Below are 17,167 nucleotides of genomic sequence, written 5' to 3' on the forward strand. Positions count from 1 at the left end.
ACGCTCGCTCCCTACGTATTACCGCGGCTGCTGGCACGTAGTTAGCCGGAGCTTCCTCCTTGGGTACCGTCATTATCGTCCCCAAAGACAGAGGTTTACAATCCGAAGACCGTCTTCCCTCACGCGGCGTCGCTGCATCAGAGTTTCCTCCATTGTGCAATATCCCCCACTGCTGCCTCCCGTAGGAGTCTGGGCCGTGTCTCAGTCCCAATGTGGCCGATCAACCTCTCAGTCCGGCTACCGATCGTCGCCTTGGTGGGCCGTTACCCCGCCAACTAGCTAATCGGACGCGAGCCCATCTTTCAGCGGATTGCTCCTTTGATACCAGAATCATGCGGTCCCGGTATGTTATGCGGTATTAGCGTTCGTTTCCAAACGTTATCCCCCTCTGAAAGGCAGGTTGCTCACGTGTTACTCACCCGTCCGCCACTAGCTCTGGGGAGCAAGCTCCCCTCGGCTCGTTCGACTTGCATGTGTTAGGCGCGCCGCCAGCGTTCGTCCTGAGCCAGGATCAAACTCTTAGATAAATGGTATTAAAAACCCTTCCGGGCTTATAATCATTTAACCAAGCTTTGTTAGCTCAATTATCACGCTAGCGAATTTCTTCGCTTCGCAAAGTTTCTTTCGAAACTTCAAATTCATTTCAAGGGCTTATCTTGTAAGCTAAATGTTGTTCAATTTTCAAGGTCCGTTTGCTGTTCCCACAGCAGGTCTTTATTATATCACACTGCTTCGCTCTTGTCAACACTTTTTTCAAAACTTTTTTCAGGCCGCCAGGCCCGAATCCTTGTTTTGCTTTTTCCGTGCCGCCCTCACGAGACAGCTTAGTTATAATACCACACCCTTTTCCCTCTGTCAACTCTTTTTTCAACTTTTTTCGCTTTTTTTTGCATTTCTTTTTTCCCACCTATATATAGTGTTCCTGTGAAATGGCATCTACCAATTATCGGCCCTCTTTCTTTTGCCTGCGCACATCAAACCGGCGCTGTAGATAACCGCTGACTACAAAAGCGGTGACTAAACAGAAAATCATCCAGATAAAGTCTTCATCCATTGTGCGATTAAACCTCCTTATTCCTATTGTATCCACTCACCCGTTCCATTGTCCCGTAAGAAAATACCGGACAGGTTGGCATAATCTAGCGCAATTCGGAAAAACTGGTGGTAAACAAGGTTATGGAGGTTTTTCATATGAATTCAAAGAAACTTGTTTTAGTTCGCACATTGGTGCTTCTCACTCTGTGCCTTTCCATGATCGGGCTGGTGGGGTACACCATCCAGGTGGACCGCGCTGTTTCCACACTTCCCACTCTCTCCCGCAATGGCTCCCGAGGGGAGGAGGTCCGCAAGATCCAGCAGCGTCTCTCCGAACTGGGCCTTTACAACGGCTCCGTAGACGGGATCTATGGCTCCGGCACCGAGAAAGCGGTACGCGCTTTCCAGAAACAGAAGGGTCTGACAGTGGATGGCATAGCCGGTCCTGCCACCTTAAAAGCCTTGGGCATCTCTGAGACCGTCTCCGCCGGAGGCAACGTCTCAGACAGCGACTATCAGCTGCTGGCCCGCATCATCTCCGCGGAAGCCCGGGGTGAGCCCTATATTGGCCAGGTTGCAGTGGGCGCCGTAGTGCTCAACCGGGTAGAGCATCCCTCCTTCCCCGACACCATCGCCGGTGTCGTCTACCAGCCCGGGGCCTTCACCGCCATCACCGATGGCCAGATCAACGAGGAAGTCTACGAGTCCTCCAAGCGAGCCGCCAAGGAAGCCCTCAACGGCTCCGACCCCTCCGGCGGCGCCATCTACTATTTTAACCCGGATAAGACCAGCAATAAGTGGATCCGCACCCGTCCTGTGATCAAACGCATCGGCAACCACCTCTTTTGCAGCTGACTCCACACAAAAACCGCCCGGCAACCAGCTGCCGGGCGGTTTCCTTCTTATATATATAATAGGTATTATGCCTGAACCTCTTGGGCTTTCTTTTCATTGGGGAGGAGGCGGACAAAAATCGTGGTTGCGACAACCGCCGCGACGATCATCACATAGTAAGCATACCGGTAGCTGCCCATGTTGTCGTAGAACCAAGTGGCGATGATGGGACTGATGGCCACGCCCAAGCTGTTGGCAAAGGATACCACCCCGTAAATAGAGGTGTAATCCTTCTCCCCAAAGAGGGCGCGAGTCAGGATGGGGTAGGCCACCGAACCAAAGGCACAAGCGAAGCCAGTGCCCACAAGATAGGGCGCCAAGGCTATTTTATTCTGGGCGAAGACCATGCTCGCCAAGCCCAAAACCGCAGCCACGCCAGCAAGCGCAGTAGCTTTGCGGTTGCCCACCCGGTCGTAAATTTGGCCGAGGGCGGTTTTGCCAACCGCCAAAGCGCCCATGGATAGGGAGGCCATCATGGCGGCAAAAGAATAATCATACCCTAAATCGGTGAGATAGGGGGACAAGGTGTTCATCAGAGGGCCTGCGCTGGCGCTCATCACAACGCTAACCCCCAGAATCAGCCAAAACTTGGCAGTGCCTTTGGCCTCGGAAAGGGTAACACCGTCCCCGATCTCCTGGATGTTGGTGATCTCCCGGCCCTCGCCTAAGGGGCGGAGGCCCTTGTCCTTGGGGCTGTTCTTAATAAACAAAGCCAAGGGGAGGAGTGTCACTGCCATGACACCGGCCAGCACAAGGAAGGCCGCCCGCCATCCGCTCTGGACAATGACCTTGCCTACAATGGGGCTGAAGATCATACCGCCCACACCGCTGCCAGTAAAGCAGATACCGATGGCAGTGCCCCGCTTCTGATGGAACCAGTTGCTGATGATCAGCGACAAAGGGACAGTGGTTATACCGCCCATGGAAAGCCCCACCAGGATGGCGGAGAGATAAAACATGGGCAGGTTGGTGGCAAACGAATAAGAAACTGTGGCCGCCGTCATCACCACTGCACTGGCGATCATGACAGTGCGGGGCTTGAACCGCTTAAAAATTTTCCCGGAGAAGAGGGCCACCGTCATCTGGCCACAGGAGTGGAGCGACGCATTGAGGGCAATCTGTTGACGGGCATATCCCAAATCCTCACAGATTGGCTTGACGAAAAGGCTGTAGCAATTGAGGATGGTCCCCATGGCAAAACACATGATGAAAAATCCGGCCGCCACCATAAACCATCCGTAAAATAGTCCGGGCTGATCCAGCCCCTGCCTGTTTTCCTGATCCATTCTTTCTGTTCCTCCGATTTGGCAAGGGGCTTCCCCACACCATCTTCCGGGGTCTCCCCTTCTCATTCCTTTTTGTATATTGGGGGGATCCCCTCCCCCGGGGTTGGCTCTCTCATTTTACATCAATCCAGCAGCGGATACAATGGCCTTACTGGATTTCCTGAGGCTCCTTTTTCTCCTTAGGGCAGATTCTCCCATAAACCACGTTGATTGCCACCAGCGCCACTGCCATGGCCAAAAAGGCGCCCTTATAGCTTCCTGTGGCGTCATAGACTGATGCGGCAAACACCGGAGCCAGCGCCCCGCCCAAGCTGCCCATGGCGGAGATAATACCATAGATGGTGCTGTAATCCTTGAGGCCGAAAATCGCCTGGGTGATAATGGGGTGTGCCACCGTGCCAAAGGCACAGCCCAAACCCTGGCAGAGGACAATGGGAATCAGCGCTGGGGAGAAGGAAGCCACCAGCATGGTGCAAAGTCCAAGGGCGGTGGCCCCGTTGGAGATAAATGTCGCCCGCCGGGTTCCCACCTTATCATAGAGCTGTCCCAGCAGCATCTTCCCCGCTGCCAAGGAGCCCTGGCACACTGCGGTAAAGGTAGCTGCCACCGCCAGCGAATAGCCGATGTCGGTCAAATAGGGGGCGTTGTTCTGCATCAGTACTGAACCGGCCATAGAGGCTACCACCGTGCACAGGCAAAGCAGGTAAAACCGCGCCGTCTTTTTGGCGTCCCGGAACAACATGCCATCCCCCACCGGCCCCTCGGAGAGGACCCGTCCGTTGCCAAGGGGGGTTAAGCCCATCTCCTCCGGGTCCTGCCGGATCACAAAGAAGGTCATCGGCGCTACCAGCAGCCCCACAGCCAGCGCCATCACCTGGTAGGTAACCCGCCAACCCATATTCTGCAAAAGGCTGCTGACGATGGGATTAAATACCATGCCACCTACCCCGCTGCCCATAAACGCCACGCCGATGGCAAGGCCCCGGCGCTCGTGGAACCAGTTGCTGATCAAAAGGGACAGGGGCACCGATGTCACCCCGCCTAAGGACAGGCCCACCACCACTGAACACCCATAGAACATGGGCAGGCTGGTGCACAGAGAATAAGCGCCATAGGCAAGCACCAGCGTCACAGTGCATAGGCGCATCACCGTCTTGACGTTAAAGCGGCCGAAAATTTTGCCGGACAACAGGGGAATCGCCATCATGGCGAAGGAGACCAGTGTCTGATTCATCGAAAATGCCTGACGGGTAAAGCCCATGTTCTCGGTGACCGGCTTGACAAACAGCCCCACACAGTTGGTCACGATACCGTATGCCGCCCCCATGATCAGGAATCCCGCGGCGACAATCCACCACCCGTAAAAAACCTTGCCCTGGTATTTGGAAGACATGGTTCCAATCCTCATTTCTCTTTGTTTTTTCAGCCGTGCCGTCTCTCTGGGAGGCCACCTGCGTCGGCGCCGGGCTAAAATGTCCCCACTTGGAAGGAAGTCTTTGATGCCAAAAGAGGCGCACATCCCGGTGTGCGCCAAATTTTGTTGATACCTTCTGCCGTTATGCAGTAGCGTTGCTGTTTTTCTCCTGCTTTGGGGTAACCGATAGAAACACCACACAGGAAACAGCGGCGATAGCAATGCAAATAATATACGCAGGGGAATAACTTCCCTTCATATCATAAACTGTATTCACCATAAAGGGGCTGATTGCCTGTCCTAGGCTGGTCATCACCGAAATAATGCCGTAAATATTGCTGTAGTCCTTACTTCCAAACATGCTGGTAGTCAGGATGGGGTATGCGACGGTGCCAAAGGCACAGCCCAAACCGGAACCAACAACAACCAGCAGGATTGCAGGGGCAAATTTAACTGCCACCAGCCCAAAGAGACCCAACATGATGCAGCCGCAGGCGATGACAATAGCGGACCGAGTGCCCATTTTGTCGAAGATCTGACCCAGAAGCATTTTGCCCACGGCCAAAGCGCCCATGCAGCAGGAGGTAATGGTTGCCGCTACCGCCACCGAATACCCGCTGTCGGTCAGATGGGGATTGATATTCTGCATCAAGCCGGAAGTAGCCATTGCAGTACCCATGGCGCAGATCGCAAAGACCCAGAACCGGGGGGTGGTAATGATCTCACTGAGCATTTTGCCCTCCCCAACGCCGCCTGTTTTAATCTCCACGCCGTCGCCCAGGGGTTTGAGGCCTACATCGGCAGGGGAACGCTTCAGCACAAAGAAGGAGCAAGGAACAATGGTGCAGAACATCAGCACACCCAGGCATTGATAAGCGGTGCGCCAGCCCATGGCCTGCACAATACTGGCAGTGATAGGCTGCAGCACCATGCCGCCCACGCCGCTGCCCATAAAGGCAATGCCGATGGCAAGGCCGCGTTTCTCATGAAACCAGTTGCTGACGATCAGCGATAGAGGGATCATGGTCATGCCGCCGATGCTGAATCCAACCACGGCAGAGAGCACATAGAACATGGGCAGGCTGGTGCACAGGGAATACCCGGTGTAGCCGGCCACCAGCGCGATAGAGAAAACGCACATAGTTTTCTGGACATTGAACTTGTTGTAGATTTTGCCGGAGATCAAAGCCATTACCATCGTGGCACAGGACAATATCGTCTGATTGATAGAAAACTGCTGCCGGGAATACCCCATGTCTTCACAAACCGGCTTGATAAACTGACCGTTGCAGTTGAAGACGATGCCATGGGCAAACGCCATAACTATAAAGGCAGCTGCAACAATCCACCAGCCATAGAATATTTTGCTGTCGCTGTTGTTTTTGCTCATACTTTATGCCATCCTTCTTTCCTTACAATAGGCCATTCTGGCCAATGGTCAAGGCAGAGCTGTCTTGGCCTCACTCATCAAAGTTTACCACACTGCCCCGCATATTTCAACAATTTTAACAAATGGATTTTACAGATTCTTCATTTCTGCGCGAAAAGAATCTCCACCTCTGTCCTGACTTAGGAAATTTGTATATTTCCATTCTATTTTTTTGTAAAATTCGTTCACAAGATAATAAAAACCCAGCCGGGCCCTCGATATCGGGGAGCCCGGCTGGGCTGCGGTTAATCCCAAAGGTTTTTAAGCCGCCTGGGTTTTAGAGGATTTCCGTTCGCTCAGAAGGGCAAAGAAAGCGCAGGCTGCGCAGACTGAAAGCCCGCAGAACAGCGAAAATCCTGTTTTATAAGTACCTGTGACATCAAACAGCCGGCCGATGATCAACGGGCTGAGGGCACCGCCCAGGTTGCTTGCAAAGTTGCTGATACCGTAAATGCTGCTGTAGTCCTTGTTGCCAAAGACCATCCGCACCAGGATGGGGATACCCGTAGAACCAAAGGCACATCCAAGGCCGGAACAGAGAAGCATCAAGCCAAAAGAGGGCATAAACAAGCTGGCAAGGATCATCGAACCCATAGCGAGGGCCGAGCAGGTACAGGAACAAACGGTGCTGAAACGGGCCCCTTTGCGGTCATACAGGTTGCCCAACAGGAACTTGCCCGCCGCCAGAGAAGCCATGTTCAGCGATGCCATGATGGCGCCAAAGCTGTAAGAGTACCCCAGCTCACTGATATAAGGAACGAGGTTCTGTACAACGCCACCGGTTGCAATGGCGTTGACAACCAAAATCCCGATAAAAATCCAAAACTTCTTGGTCTTGGCGGCCTCCGACAAGGTGAGCCCGTCCTCCTGGGCATTGGTGACAATCCGGCCAACACCGCCAAAGGGTTCCAGGCCGATCTCCGCCGGGTCTTTTTTAATGATGAAGAATACACAGGGCAGAATCACAATGCACATCAGCCCCGCCAACATCAAATAGGACTGTCTCCAGCCCACAGCGGGGATCAATTTGCCTGCCACCTGGTTGAGGACCATGCCGCCAATACCGCTGCCGGTGGAAGCGATGCCCATGGCGGTACCCCGCTTCAGGTTAAACCAGCTGTTGATGATGATGGAGATGGGCAGTGTGGAAGTACAAGCCAGACCCAGGCCCACCAGCACAGAACTGGCATAAAACATGTAGAGGGATTGTGCCAATGAATAGCTGGCGTATCCCGCAATCAAACAGATCGCGCCCACCCGCATAACCATTTTTACATTGAAGCGTTTAAAAATTTTACCGGCAAACAGCGAGACAATCATCATCATCGAAGAGATGATGGTGGAGTTCATTCCCATCTGCTGGCGGGTAAAGCCCATGTCCTCGGTGACCGGCACGATAAACATCCCGTTGCAGTTGTAAACAATGCCGAAGGTGCAAAACATAGTCATAAAGCATGCAGCTACAATCCACCAACCATAGAAAACTTTTCCGTCCGCTCCTCGATCCATTTCCATCCGACCTTTCTTGTTGTACTGTGACTTTTCTTGTTGCAATTGTTTGTAAATTTTTATACATATGATGCAAAAAGTATTTTACCACAAAAACCATTTAGAAACAATCTTTTTGCAATTCCCCCCTACTGGGCCTTCGCGGCGGCTAGTTCCAATCCGCACCGCTCCTCCAAGAACTGGGCCACCCCATCCTCTTGGTTGGAGCCGATAATCCGCTTGGCCATCTCTTTGACTTGAAGGGCTGCGTTGGCCACTGCCACTGGCTCGTCGGCTAGGGCCAGCATAGAAAGGTCATTGAGGTTGTCCCCAAAGGCGGTGATATGCCGTGCCCCAGTGAGCTCCATCAACCGGCGCACTCCACCCGCTTTGCTGGCCCCACTGCTGGTGATCTCCAAATAATAGGCGCCTGGGCAATAGATGTCCTCATAAAATGAGGCGTGGAGTTCTGGCATAGCTGCAACTTCTTCATAAATTGGCTGCAGTTGACCGTAGCTGTCAATCATCACAAAACTGACCACCGGGTACTGATGTACCGCTGCACCAAAATCTTCGGTATAGACAAACCTCTTAAAGGGCTTGTCCTCCCGCTCATGGAAAAAGACTTCCTGGGCGCCTGGGTCGATCCCCTTGTGGTGAACCACCACCATCTTCCCATCAAAACCGTAGACAAATGCCTTCTGCCCCCGCCCCTCGATGCTGTCCAGCATCCGCTGGGCCGCCTCCAGCGGGATGGTCTGCACGTCCAGGTAGCGGTCGGCCGCAATGTCGTACAAAAACACCCCGTTCATCAGAACCACCGGCAGGTTCAGCTGAATCCCCTGCAAAATCTCCACCACCGTAGATGCGGAACGGGCAGTGGCTACCGAGAACCCTTCCCCCGCCGCGATAGCCCGGTTGACCGCCTCCCGGGTTCGGGGGGAGATGGTTTTTTCTGGGGTGAGAAGGGTGCCATCTAGATCAGATATATACAATCGTTCCATAATTTCCTCCAAATTCGTTGTTCTTCTATTATGCCTGCTGTGAAGCAGGGCTGTCAACAGCCACATTCTGTGGCTGCGGGAGAATCCCTGTCGACACAATGGTTCCAGTTTGCGGGAATTTTATGCTATAATAGCCACAAGCAAAGCCTGTGCCATTGGAAGAATTGCTTGCAGGGCGAGGTCCTTTGCGGCAACAGCCGCACCGCAATTCTTACCGTTTGTGTGGACTCTATGGTATAATAGGAGTCATATCACCAAAAAGGATGTTTTTATATGGATTTGATCAAACAACTCGCCCAGGAGCTTTCCCTTCGGGAGAGTCAAGTTGCCGCCGCAGTCAAATTGATCGACGAGGGCAACACCATCCCTTTTATCGCCCGCTACCGCAAGGAAGCTACCGGCTCCCTGGACGACACCCAGCTGCGGGATCTGTTCGATCGCCTTGCCTACCTGCGTTCCCTGGAAAAACGCAAGGAGGAAGTCCGTTCCGCCATCGAAACGGCTGGGGCCCTGACCCCAGAACTGGAGAAAGCCCTGGAAACCGCCTCCACCTTAGCCCAGGTGGAAGACATTTACCGCCCCTACAAACCCAAGCGGCGCACTCGGGGCTCTATGGCCCGGGAACGGGGACTGGAGCCCCTGGCCCAGCTTCTGCTGCGCCAGAACCCCCAGGATGACCCCCTTGCCCTGGCGGCGCCCTTTGCCGACCCGGAAAAAGAGCTTCCCACCCCGGAGGATGCCTTGGCCGGCGCCCGGGACATTGTTGCAGAGGATCTCTCCGACTCTGCGGCGGTGCGGGCAGATCTGCGGGAGTACTTATGGAAAAACGCCCTGCTACAATCCAAGGGCAAAACCGAGGAGGACTCCACCTACAGCATGTACTACGACTTCACCTCCCCGGTGAAAAAGCTGGCCGGCTACCAGGTTTTGGCCCTGGACCGGGGGGAGCGGGAAGAATTCCTCAAGGTCACCCTCTCAGCGGATGAAAATTACCTGCTGGCCCTCACCCTACGCCATATCTTAAAACGGCAGCCTTCCCCCTGTGGGGAGGAATTGAAAGCCGCGGCAGCCGACTCCCTCTCCCGGCTCATCCTCCCCTCCCTGGAGCGGGAGATCCGCAGCCAGCTGACCGAGACCGCCGCCAACCAGGCCATCGACGTCTTTGCCCTCAACCTGCGCCACCTGCTGATGCAGCCGCCGGTCAAGGGAAAGGTTGCCTTGGGCCTGGACCCCGCCTACCGCACCGGCTGCAAAATCGCAGTGGTGGATGCCACCGGCCGGGTGCTGGAGACCGCTGTGGTCTACCCCACCCCGCCCCAAAACAAAAAGGAGGAGGCCAAGCAAAAGCTGAAGCAGATGATCCAGCGCCATGGGGTATCGGTCATCGCCATCGGCAATGGCACCGCCTCCAAGGAGTCGGAGATCTTTGTGGCCGAACTGATCAAGGAGCTGCCTTTCCCTGTATCCTACCTGGTGGTCAGTGAGGCCGGGGCCTCGGTTTACTCCGCCAGCCAGCTGGCCGCGGAAGAGTTCCCCCAATACGATGTCTCTCTGCGCAGCGCCGTCTCCATTGCCCGGCGGCTCCAAGACCCCTTGGCCGAGCTGGTCAAGATCGACCCCAAGGCCATCGGGGTGGGCCAGTACCAGCACGACATGCCCAAAAAGCAGCTGGACAACGCTCTCACCGGTGTGGTGGAGGACTGTGTCAACGCAGTAGGGGTGGACGCCAACACCGCTTCCCACTCCCTTCTATCCTATGTGGCAGGGATCGGCGGGGCCTTGGCCAAAAACATCGTCGCCTATCGGGAAGAAAACGGCGCCTTCACCTCCCGCAAAGAGCTTCTCAAAGTCCCCAAACTGGGCAAAAAAGCCTATGAGCAGTGCGCCGGCTTCCTGCGGGTGCCGGAGAGTGACAACCTTCTGGACCGCACCGCCGTCCACCCGGAGAGCTATGATGCCGCCCAAAAGCTGCTGGCCCAGTGCGGCTACCAAAAAGGGGAGGAGGATTTCTCCGGCCTGCGCCAGCGGGTGAACGCCATCGGGCTGGAGACCTTGGCCCAGCAGCTGGGCATCGGCGTGCCCACCCTTTCGGATATTGTAGAGGAGCTGCTGAAGCCCGGCCGGGACCCCCGGGATACCCTGCCCCCGCCCCTCCTGCGCTCCGACCTTCTGGACATCAAGGATCTAAAGCCCGGCATGGTGCTGCAGGGGACGGTGCGCAATGTCATCGACTTCGGCGCCTTTGTGGATATCGGCGTCCACCAGGACGGCTTAGTCCACATTTCCCGCATCACCGACCGGTTTATCAAGCACCCCTCCCAAGTGGTGAAGGTCGGGGATATTGTCAAAGTCAAGGTTTTGGAGGTGGACCTTACCCGCAAGCGGATCTCCCTGACCATGCGGGATGTAGATAGTCCCAGTAGCCTGTAAAACCTTTTCCCAGTAAATAAAACTCCGCCCACTCCCCATAGGGAGTGGGCGGAGTTTTATTCTATAGCCTTAAAAGCAGGCTCTGTAGATGTTCATAACATCCTCTTTGGTGAGAGGCTTATAAGTGCTGCCCAAGGTAACAGCGGATTTCTCCGCCATGATTTCCAGCTTGTCCTCGGTGATGCCCACCTCGTGGAGGGTGGCGGGGATGTGGAGTTCCTGGGTGAAGAAGGCCTGGGTCTTGTCGATAGCCGCGTTGGCCATGGCGTATTTGTCCTCGCTCATGGGGATGTTCCAGACATTGAAGGCGTACTCGGCGAATTTATCCACAGTGGAATCATCCAGCACATACCGCATCCAAGCGGGGGTCAGGATGGCAAGTCCCACACCGTGGGTAATGTCGAAAAAGGCGCTGAGCTGGTGCTCCATGCTGTGTACGCTCCAGGGAGTGCCTTTGCCGTAGGAGAGCAGGCCGTTGATGGCCAGGCTGGAGGTCCACATCAGGTTGGCCCGGGCCTCATAGTTGGTGGGGTCGTTGTAGGCGATGGGGCCATACTGGATGCAGGTTTTCAGCATAGCTTCGGCCATCCGGTCCAGGAGGCCGGCGGTTTTGACGGTGCTGAAATAAATTTCAAAGATGTGGGACATAATATCCGCCGTGCCTGCTGCTGTCTGGTACTGGGAGACGGTGTAGGTATAGGTGGGATCCAGGATGGAGGCCTTGGGCCGGGCATCGGGATGGGCCACACTCATCTTGTCGTTAGTATCCAGGTTGGAGATGACCGCGCCGCAGTCCATCTCCGAGCCGGTGGCCGACAGGGTCAGCACCGAGAACACCGGCAGGACTTTAGTGACGGGGGCCTTCTTGGTAACCAGGTCCCAGGCATCCCCATCATAGAAGGTGGCTTCCGCAATGACCTTGGAGCAGTCGATGGTGCTGCCGCCGCCCACAGCGACTACCGCTTCCAGACCGAACTCCTTGCAGAGCTTGGCCCCTGCGTTAACCGAAGACACCCGGGGGTTGGGCTCCACGCCGGAGAGTTCCTTCCACTCGATGCCATTTTCCCGGAACAATTGGGTGATGGTGTCATAAAGGCCGCTCTTTTTGATGCTCCCGCCGCCGTAGACCAGCAGCACCTTGCTGGCATAGGGTTTGATGGCCTCGGGCAGATGAACGATCTGGCCTTCGCCAAAGTAAATTTTCGTGCCGATGTCATAGAGGAAATTCTGCATATCTGTCATCTTCCTTTCGTCTTGGGGCGGGAATTCCTTCCCTTGGTCCATATCCAATCTCCGCCGCGATGGAGGCCCAAAGCGCCCGGCAGGTGGGCTCTTTATCCTTATCTGCGGCCCCGCCCCTCCACCCTTCCCGGCGAGGGGCTTTTCTTTTAAGATGCCACAAAATCTGCACATACGGTTAGAATTGCGGTGCGGCTTGCCGCAAAGGGCTTCGCCCTGCAAGCAATTCTTCGGATGGTACAGCTTTGCTGTGACTATTATACCATAGATTTCTTGTCGTGTCAGAAAAATTTTAGTGCTGTTGCCTAGGAAGACCGGTTCTATCCCCCTCGGGATGCCCCCCAATGGGGAACCACATCTGCGGCACCTGATGATGATTTCCCGGAAACCTCCTTCGAGTGGGAATCCTTATGTCAACTTGGTGCATCGGGGCATTCCCTTTCCCAAATGGAGACAAATTCTCGCTTCCAAACAAAATACTTGTTCCTTTTCATAGATTTGGTATATACTATAAGTAAAATTTGGGAGCTCCTTCCCTAGGAGGAATCATTTTTGGTTGATTTTTACCCCCATCGCCGGATTTTGACCATCTGGCGGATGGTGGCCGCCGCTTTCGCATTAGCTGCCGCATTTGCCGTCGCCTTGCTGTTTGGGCAACACCCCCTGCTGTTCCGGCTGACCACCGGGTTGTGGGTGGTTGTTTTCCTCGGCTTTTTTGTAATATACTGCCCCATAAAATACAATCGGTTGAAATATTCGGTGGGAAATGGACAAGTCCTCCTGCGCGGAGGGGTGCTGTACCGCCGGGTCAAAGCCATTCCCCTGTCCAACATCCAATTCACTGCGGCTTTTGCCTCCCCCCTGCACCGGCTGTTTGGCCTGTGCACTGTGGCGCTGGCCGCCGCCGGCGGGAGCCTTTTCCTCACCGGCCTCACCCGGGAGGATGCCGCCCGGCTGGAGAAGCTGCTCTGTGTCCCCACATCGCCCCAAGACTGACCGCTGCCCCATATCCGGTTGAAAGGAGAGTCCATCCATGGAATTGCGCCGCCCACACCCACTCTATGCAGTGGTCTCCCTTTCCCGCTACCTCTACCTGCTTTTGCTGCCTCTGGCCCGCGGCTTTATCTCCGCTTGGGGTGGCGGGGTGGCCGCTTGGCTGGAGGGCGCTTGGTTCGACCTGTGCATTTTGGGGCTGCTCTTCGGTTTAGGCGGGCTTTTGTGGCTCTGCACCCAATACCGGGCGGACAAGGAGGGCATCTTTCTGACCACCGGCATCTTCCGCCGGCGGGAGGTGCTGCTCCCCGCGGGGAAGATCACCTGCCTCTCCGCGGTGCAGCCTTTTTATCTGCGTCCATTCCGGGCGGTATTCCTCCGGGCGGACACCCCAGCTGGAAGTTACAAACGGGCGGACTTCTCCCTCCTCCTGCCCCAGCGGGAGGCAGACCGGATTCTCGCCCTGGCCAAAGGGGAGGGGCCACAGAGCGTCAAACAGTATGAGCCCCGGGGAGTGGCCATTGTAGCCCTCTCCCTGGCCACCTCCAACTCCTTTGCGGGGATTCTCCTCCTTTCCACCCTGATCTCCCAAACGGGCCAGCTGCTGGGGGAGGAATTTGCCGACCGGGTCTACGGCGCCTTTGCCCAGGTTTCCCGGCTGATGGCCTTTGGCATCCCTCCGGCGGCCGCCTTTCTCGCCTATTTGATCCTGGCGGGGTGGGCCCTTGCCTTTCTTGGGAACTTGATCAAATACTACCGTTTTGTCATCGGGCGGCGGGAAAGCTCCCTGGCCATCCAAGGGGGGCTGTTCACCCGGCGGGAATATGCCCTCTCCCTATCCGGGGTCAGTTACCTGGACATCCGCCAGACAGTGTTTACCTCCGTCCTGCACCTGCATACCGTATTTATCCACGCCATCGGGTACGGCAAGCACAAGGGGGATGTCTCCATCCTGATGCCCGCCTGCACCAGCCGCACCCTGCGTCAAGGGCTGCGTTTGCTCCTTCCGGAGCTGGCCCCCAGCCCTCGGCAGCTGAAGCCTAACCTGGGGGCACTGTTCCGGTTTTTGATCGCCCCTTTTTGGCCCTGCTTCCTCTTTCCAGCGGGGACGGTGCTGCTGTGCTGGCTCTTCCCCACCTGGCGGGAGATCTTAGGCTTCCTTGGGTTTATGGCCAGTGTTCCCGCCTATTGGTTTCTAACGGTGCGGGTTCTGGATTTTTGTTCTACCGGGGTTTCCAAAGAGGGGAATGTCTATACTCTTCGTTATTCAAGCGGATATTATTTACACACAGTTGTTATTCCCCGGGAAAAGATCGCCTCGGTCACCGTAGAGCAAAACCCCTTCCAATGGCGGGACGACCGGTGTGATCTGATCATCGCCACCTATGGGGAGGGGCGCAAATGGCATCGGGTCAAAAACCTGGACCGCAGAGAACTCCTCCCCCTTTTTCAGTTGGAAGACCCCACCCGGAAGATGTAAACGCAGCAGGGCCGCAGGCAAATTGCCTGCGGCCCTGTTTTTTTGTCCGGTTAATCGATGGAATAATCGTATCCGTACATATTTTCCAACAGGTCGAGAAGGTCTTCGGCCTCAAGGTATTGCTCCTGGAAACCTTCCACCTCCGTTTTCTGGCGCTCCAGCTCCAGGTCCTGCTCATAATACTGCTCCTTGGTTAAATTCCCATTGCGGAAATCCCGTTCCAGACGCTCCTGGGTGGCCTCAATGTAATCCTCCTCCAGGTCGTATTGGGTCTTCTCCAGGATGGAAGCATAGTCCTCCCCCTCCAGGCTCAGGGTGCCCATGAACAGGCCGCTGAGCACATCGGCGTAACTGTCCAGCAGAAGGGTCCGCTCCTCCAAATACTCATTCTCGCTGATCTGGCCCAGCTTATATTGGTTCACCAGGGTTTCCAGCTCTCTATCAACAGAGGCGGCCTTGTTGTAATACTCCCGCGCCTGCTGATTGGTCAGACGCTCTGGGCGGCTTTCCTCCGGTTGGGGAAGCTCCTCCGGTTCCGGTTGATAGAGGGAGACGTCCAGCTCCTGGGGATTGGTGAGGCGGTAATAGTTGGTCACCTTTACCGGCAGGTCCTTGGGCACCTCCAGCCGGAAACTGTAGCTGCTGTTGCTCATGGAAGCGAGCACCCGGTCCACCATATACTCCCGGCTGAAGTTGTTGCCGCTCAGGCCGTTGTACCGCCGTTCCAAAGTCAGCTGGCCATCGGGTTCCAGCATTTCTGCATAGGAAACGCTGTAGGGGATGCTCTCCCGGGCATAGGCGCGGATGACGCCGTCGGGGGACTCCACAATCTCCAGGTCCTCATAGTAATCGCTGAGATACAAGGAGGAGATCCCCTCGGTATCCTTCTCATAAAACAATGTGTATCCACTGTGGGCGGTTTCATATTGGGACACCATCTTGCCAAAGTCGTCGATGGCAAAAGGCAAAAGAGCGATAGAGACCAGGATGCAAACCAACAGTAAAATCGCCGAAGCGACGGAGATCTTTTTCAGCATTGTTCTTCCCTCCCTGCTTTTAATAACGGCGGGGGCACAGGATGCCGCCCATCAGCCGCAATGCGGTGCGCACCATCCAAAAGAGGAACCCCAGTGCGCCAAACACCGCTGTGAACAACGCGAGCCCCACCAGCCATGCCATGCCGGAAAGAACCGCGGGCACAAGCCCCACCACCAGCAGGATAACCCCCGCCAAAATGAGGGACAGTGCGGAAAATAAAAGCTTCAACATCGTTTATTCCTCCTCTGATTCTTCCTCAATATGGGGGTTGATCGGCTTATACCGGGGCCGGGGTCGAAGGAGGTTTTTCAGCAAACGCCACAGGCTGCGGATGGCCATACACGCCAAACAGATGCCCAGTACCGAGCCGGCCAGCATCCCCACTGCAACAATCAGGGATAGAGCCACGATGGAAGGGGACATCAGCCCGATGCCCATCACCCCGCAGACCGCCACCGCGAAGGAAGCCAGCAGCGCACCGAACAATGCGGCCACAACACCGGCAAGCGCGCCCACCACGATTCCCAGGGCGGCCAGGATCAATCCGCCTCCGGCCAGGATAAAGGGGGACAGGGCCAAAATCAAAATCACCAGGAATACTTTGTTCCAAATGCTGCTGGTGCGGACCTTCTTCCAAGTGTTCTTCACCTTGGCGTTGATGGCGCTCTGGGTGTTGCCCATCCCCTCGGAGACGATCTGTTCCGCTACCTCTTGGGGGGTTCCCAGGCCGCGGGCGGTTTCAAATTCGCTTTTTCCTTGGCGCTGGCCTTCGGCAAAATATTCGGCATAATCCCGGATAATGTCGTCAATATCCTTTCGGCTCATCCGGTTTTTCAAGGCATCTTCCAACTGCTTTAAATATTCCAGCTTGGTCATCACACTACTCACCTCTCAAAATTTTGTTGACAATGTCGGTCATCTCAAACCATTCCCGTTTCAGCTCGGCCAAGTGGTTGACGCCCATGGCGGTCAACCGGTAATATTTGCGCGCCGGTCCGCCGCTGCTTTCCACCAGGTAGGTGCTAAAATGGCCGTCCACCGTCAATCGCCGCAGGATGGGGTAGACCGTCCCTTCGTTGATGTCGGTGTGCCGGGCGATGGATTGTACAATTTCATACCCATACATATCTTTGCGCTCGATCAGTGCCAAAATACACATTTCAATGACGCCCTTTCGAAGCTGAGTGTTCAAAGTAACACCTCCCTTGGATTCGTTGACCTCATTATAGCACACTACCTTGTAATACACAATACTAAATTTTGAAAAATACTGTGCTTCATAAAATATTAATTTTTTGATAGTTCTATGCTTTTTTCAAGTGGATCCTCCCCTGTTTCCCCTTAGAAGCGGCGGTTCTCCCATAGACCCGGATATAGTGGCCTTCCTCCCCGGTTCTCCAGCATTACCGCCATCTGAGGGTGCACCTATTCTATGAG

Annotated in this window: 14 protein-coding genes and 1 rRNA gene; 4 read left to right on the forward strand and 11 right to left on the reverse strand. The window is 55.3% G+C overall.

Annotated features, from left to right (window positions below; translation table 11 throughout):
• Positions 1-527: ribosomal RNA gene (locus tag RDQ42_RS08205) — 16S ribosomal RNA — on the reverse strand; the annotation flags it as partial.
• 664 nt (positions 528-1,191) lie between these two features.
• Between RDQ42_RS08205 and sleB the strand changes: the two genes are divergently transcribed.
• Positions 1,192-1,890 carry a spore cortex-lytic enzyme gene (sleB, locus tag RDQ42_RS08210; protein ID WP_054331947.1) on the forward strand — a complete coding sequence of 233 codons (699 nt, stop codon included), beginning with the start codon at positions 1,192-1,194 and terminating at the stop codon, positions 1,888-1,890.
• 65 nt (positions 1,891-1,955) lie between these two features.
• Here the strand turns inward: sleB and RDQ42_RS08215 are convergent, their stop codons facing one another.
• From RDQ42_RS08215 to RDQ42_RS08235, 5 genes are all read right to left on the reverse strand, one after another.
• Positions 1,956-3,215, reverse strand: a complete 1,260-nt coding sequence (locus tag RDQ42_RS08215; protein WP_231357906.1) for an MFS transporter — start codon at positions 3,213-3,215, stop codon at positions 1,956-1,958.
• A 148-nt stretch (positions 3,216-3,363) separates the two neighbouring features.
• Complete coding sequence (locus tag RDQ42_RS08220) at positions 3,364-4,608, reverse strand: MFS transporter (protein ID WP_231357907.1); 1,245 nt, start codon at positions 4,606-4,608, stop codon at positions 3,364-3,366.
• 163 nt (positions 4,609-4,771) lie between these two features.
• Entirely contained in the window at positions 4,772-6,019 is a 1,248-nt protein-coding gene (locus RDQ42_RS08225; RefSeq protein ID WP_231357908.1) for an MFS transporter, read from the reverse strand.
• A 300-nt stretch (positions 6,020-6,319) separates the two neighbouring features.
• Entirely contained in the window at positions 6,320-7,507 is a 1,188-nt protein-coding gene (locus tag RDQ42_RS08230; RefSeq protein WP_162273114.1) for an MFS transporter, read from the reverse strand.
• Between the two features lie 188 nt (positions 7,508-7,695).
• Complete coding sequence (locus tag RDQ42_RS08235; RefSeq protein WP_231357909.1) at positions 7,696-8,550, reverse strand: HAD family hydrolase; 855 nt, start codon at positions 8,548-8,550, stop codon at positions 7,696-7,698.
• Between the two features lie 273 nt (positions 8,551-8,823).
• Here RDQ42_RS08235 and RDQ42_RS08240 point away from each other — a divergent pair, with 273 nt between their 5' ends.
• Positions 8,824-10,980, forward strand: a complete 2,157-nt coding sequence (locus RDQ42_RS08240; RefSeq protein WP_308588539.1) for a Tex family protein — start codon at positions 8,824-8,826, stop codon at positions 10,978-10,980.
• Positions 10,981-11,049: 69 nt separating this feature from the next.
• Here RDQ42_RS08240 and RDQ42_RS08245 read toward each other — a convergent pair whose 3' ends face one another.
• Positions 11,050-12,213: an iron-containing alcohol dehydrogenase gene (locus RDQ42_RS08245; protein WP_054331939.1), complete on the reverse strand. Its 1,164-nt coding sequence runs from the start codon at positions 12,211-12,213 to the stop codon at positions 11,050-11,052.
• Positions 12,214-12,771: 558 nt separating this feature from the next.
• Between RDQ42_RS08245 and RDQ42_RS08250 the strand changes: the two genes are divergently transcribed.
• On the forward strand, positions 12,772-13,215 hold the full coding sequence (locus RDQ42_RS08250) for a PH domain-containing protein (protein WP_054331938.1): 444 nt from the start codon (positions 12,772-12,774) through the stop codon (positions 13,213-13,215).
• 37 nt (positions 13,216-13,252) lie between these two features.
• Positions 13,253-14,692: a PH domain-containing protein gene (locus RDQ42_RS08255; RefSeq protein WP_071427490.1), complete on the forward strand. Its 1,440-nt coding sequence runs from the start codon at positions 13,253-13,255 to the stop codon at positions 14,690-14,692.
• A 50-nt stretch (positions 14,693-14,742) separates the two neighbouring features.
• On the opposite strand, the gene RDQ42_RS08260 is transcribed toward RDQ42_RS08255, so the two are convergent.
• From RDQ42_RS08260 to RDQ42_RS08275, 4 genes are read right to left on the reverse strand one after another with little or no spacing between them, the layout of a single operon-like run.
• Positions 14,743-15,729, reverse strand: a complete 987-nt coding sequence (locus RDQ42_RS08260) for a hypothetical protein (RefSeq protein WP_054331936.1) — start codon at positions 15,727-15,729, stop codon at positions 14,743-14,745.
• 19 nt (positions 15,730-15,748) lie between these two features.
• A complete protein-coding gene (locus tag RDQ42_RS08265; protein WP_054331935.1) occupies positions 15,749-15,961 on the reverse strand; it encodes a hypothetical protein in 213 nt (70 codons plus the stop codon).
• 3 nt (positions 15,962-15,964) lie between these two features.
• On the reverse strand, positions 15,965-16,606 hold the full coding sequence (locus RDQ42_RS08270) for a DUF1700 domain-containing protein (RefSeq protein WP_231357912.1): 642 nt from the start codon (positions 16,604-16,606) through the stop codon (positions 15,965-15,967).
• Positions 16,607-16,610: 4 nt separating this feature from the next.
• Positions 16,611-16,922 carry a PadR family transcriptional regulator gene (locus tag RDQ42_RS08275; RefSeq protein ID WP_054331933.1) on the reverse strand — a complete coding sequence of 104 codons (312 nt, stop codon included), beginning with the start codon at positions 16,920-16,922 and terminating at the stop codon, positions 16,611-16,613.
• Positions 16,923-17,167: the final 245 nt, after the last annotated feature.

The organism is uncultured Merdimmobilis sp. (genome assembly GCF_902471145.1).
Taxonomy (GTDB): domain Bacteria; phylum Bacillota; class Clostridia; order Oscillospirales; family Ruminococcaceae; genus Merdimmobilis; species Merdimmobilis hominis.

Coding starts and splice junctions, on each gene's coding strand:
- sleB (WP_054331947.1), top strand. CDS start 1,192: ATGAATTCAAAGAAACTTGTTTTAGTTCGCACATTGGTGCTTCTCACT.
- RDQ42_RS08215 (WP_231357906.1), bottom strand. CDS start 3,215: ATGGATCAGGAAAACAGGCAGGGGCTGGATCAGCCCGGACTATTTTAC.
- RDQ42_RS08220 (WP_231357907.1), bottom strand. CDS start 4,608: ATGTCTTCCAAATACCAGGGCAAGGTTTTTTACGGGTGGTGGATTGTC.
- RDQ42_RS08225 (WP_231357908.1), bottom strand. CDS start 6,019: ATGAGCAAAAACAACAGCGACAGCAAAATATTCTATGGCTGGTGGATT.
- RDQ42_RS08230 (WP_162273114.1), bottom strand. CDS start 7,507: ATGACTATGTTTTGCACCTTCGGCATTGTTTACAACTGCAACGGGATG.
- RDQ42_RS08235 (WP_231357909.1), bottom strand. CDS start 8,550: ATGGAACGATTGTATATATCTGATCTAGATGGCACCCTTCTCACCCCA.
- RDQ42_RS08240 (WP_308588539.1), top strand. CDS start 8,824: ATGGATTTGATCAAACAACTCGCCCAGGAGCTTTCCCTTCGGGAGAGT.
- RDQ42_RS08245 (WP_054331939.1), bottom strand. CDS start 12,213: ATGCAGAATTTCCTCTATGACATCGGCACGAAAATTTACTTTGGCGAA.
- RDQ42_RS08255 (WP_071427490.1), top strand. CDS start 13,253: ATGGAATTGCGCCGCCCACACCCACTCTATGCAGTGGTCTCCCTTTCC.
- RDQ42_RS08260 (WP_054331936.1), bottom strand. CDS start 15,729: ATGCTGAAAAAGATCTCCGTCGCTTCGGCGATTTTACTGTTGGTTTGC.
- RDQ42_RS08265 (WP_054331935.1), bottom strand. CDS start 15,961: ATGTTGAAGCTTTTATTTTCCGCACTGTCCCTCATTTTGGCGGGGGTT.
- RDQ42_RS08270 (WP_231357912.1), bottom strand. CDS start 16,606: ATGACCAAGCTGGAATATTTAAAGCAGTTGGAAGATGCCTTGAAAAAC.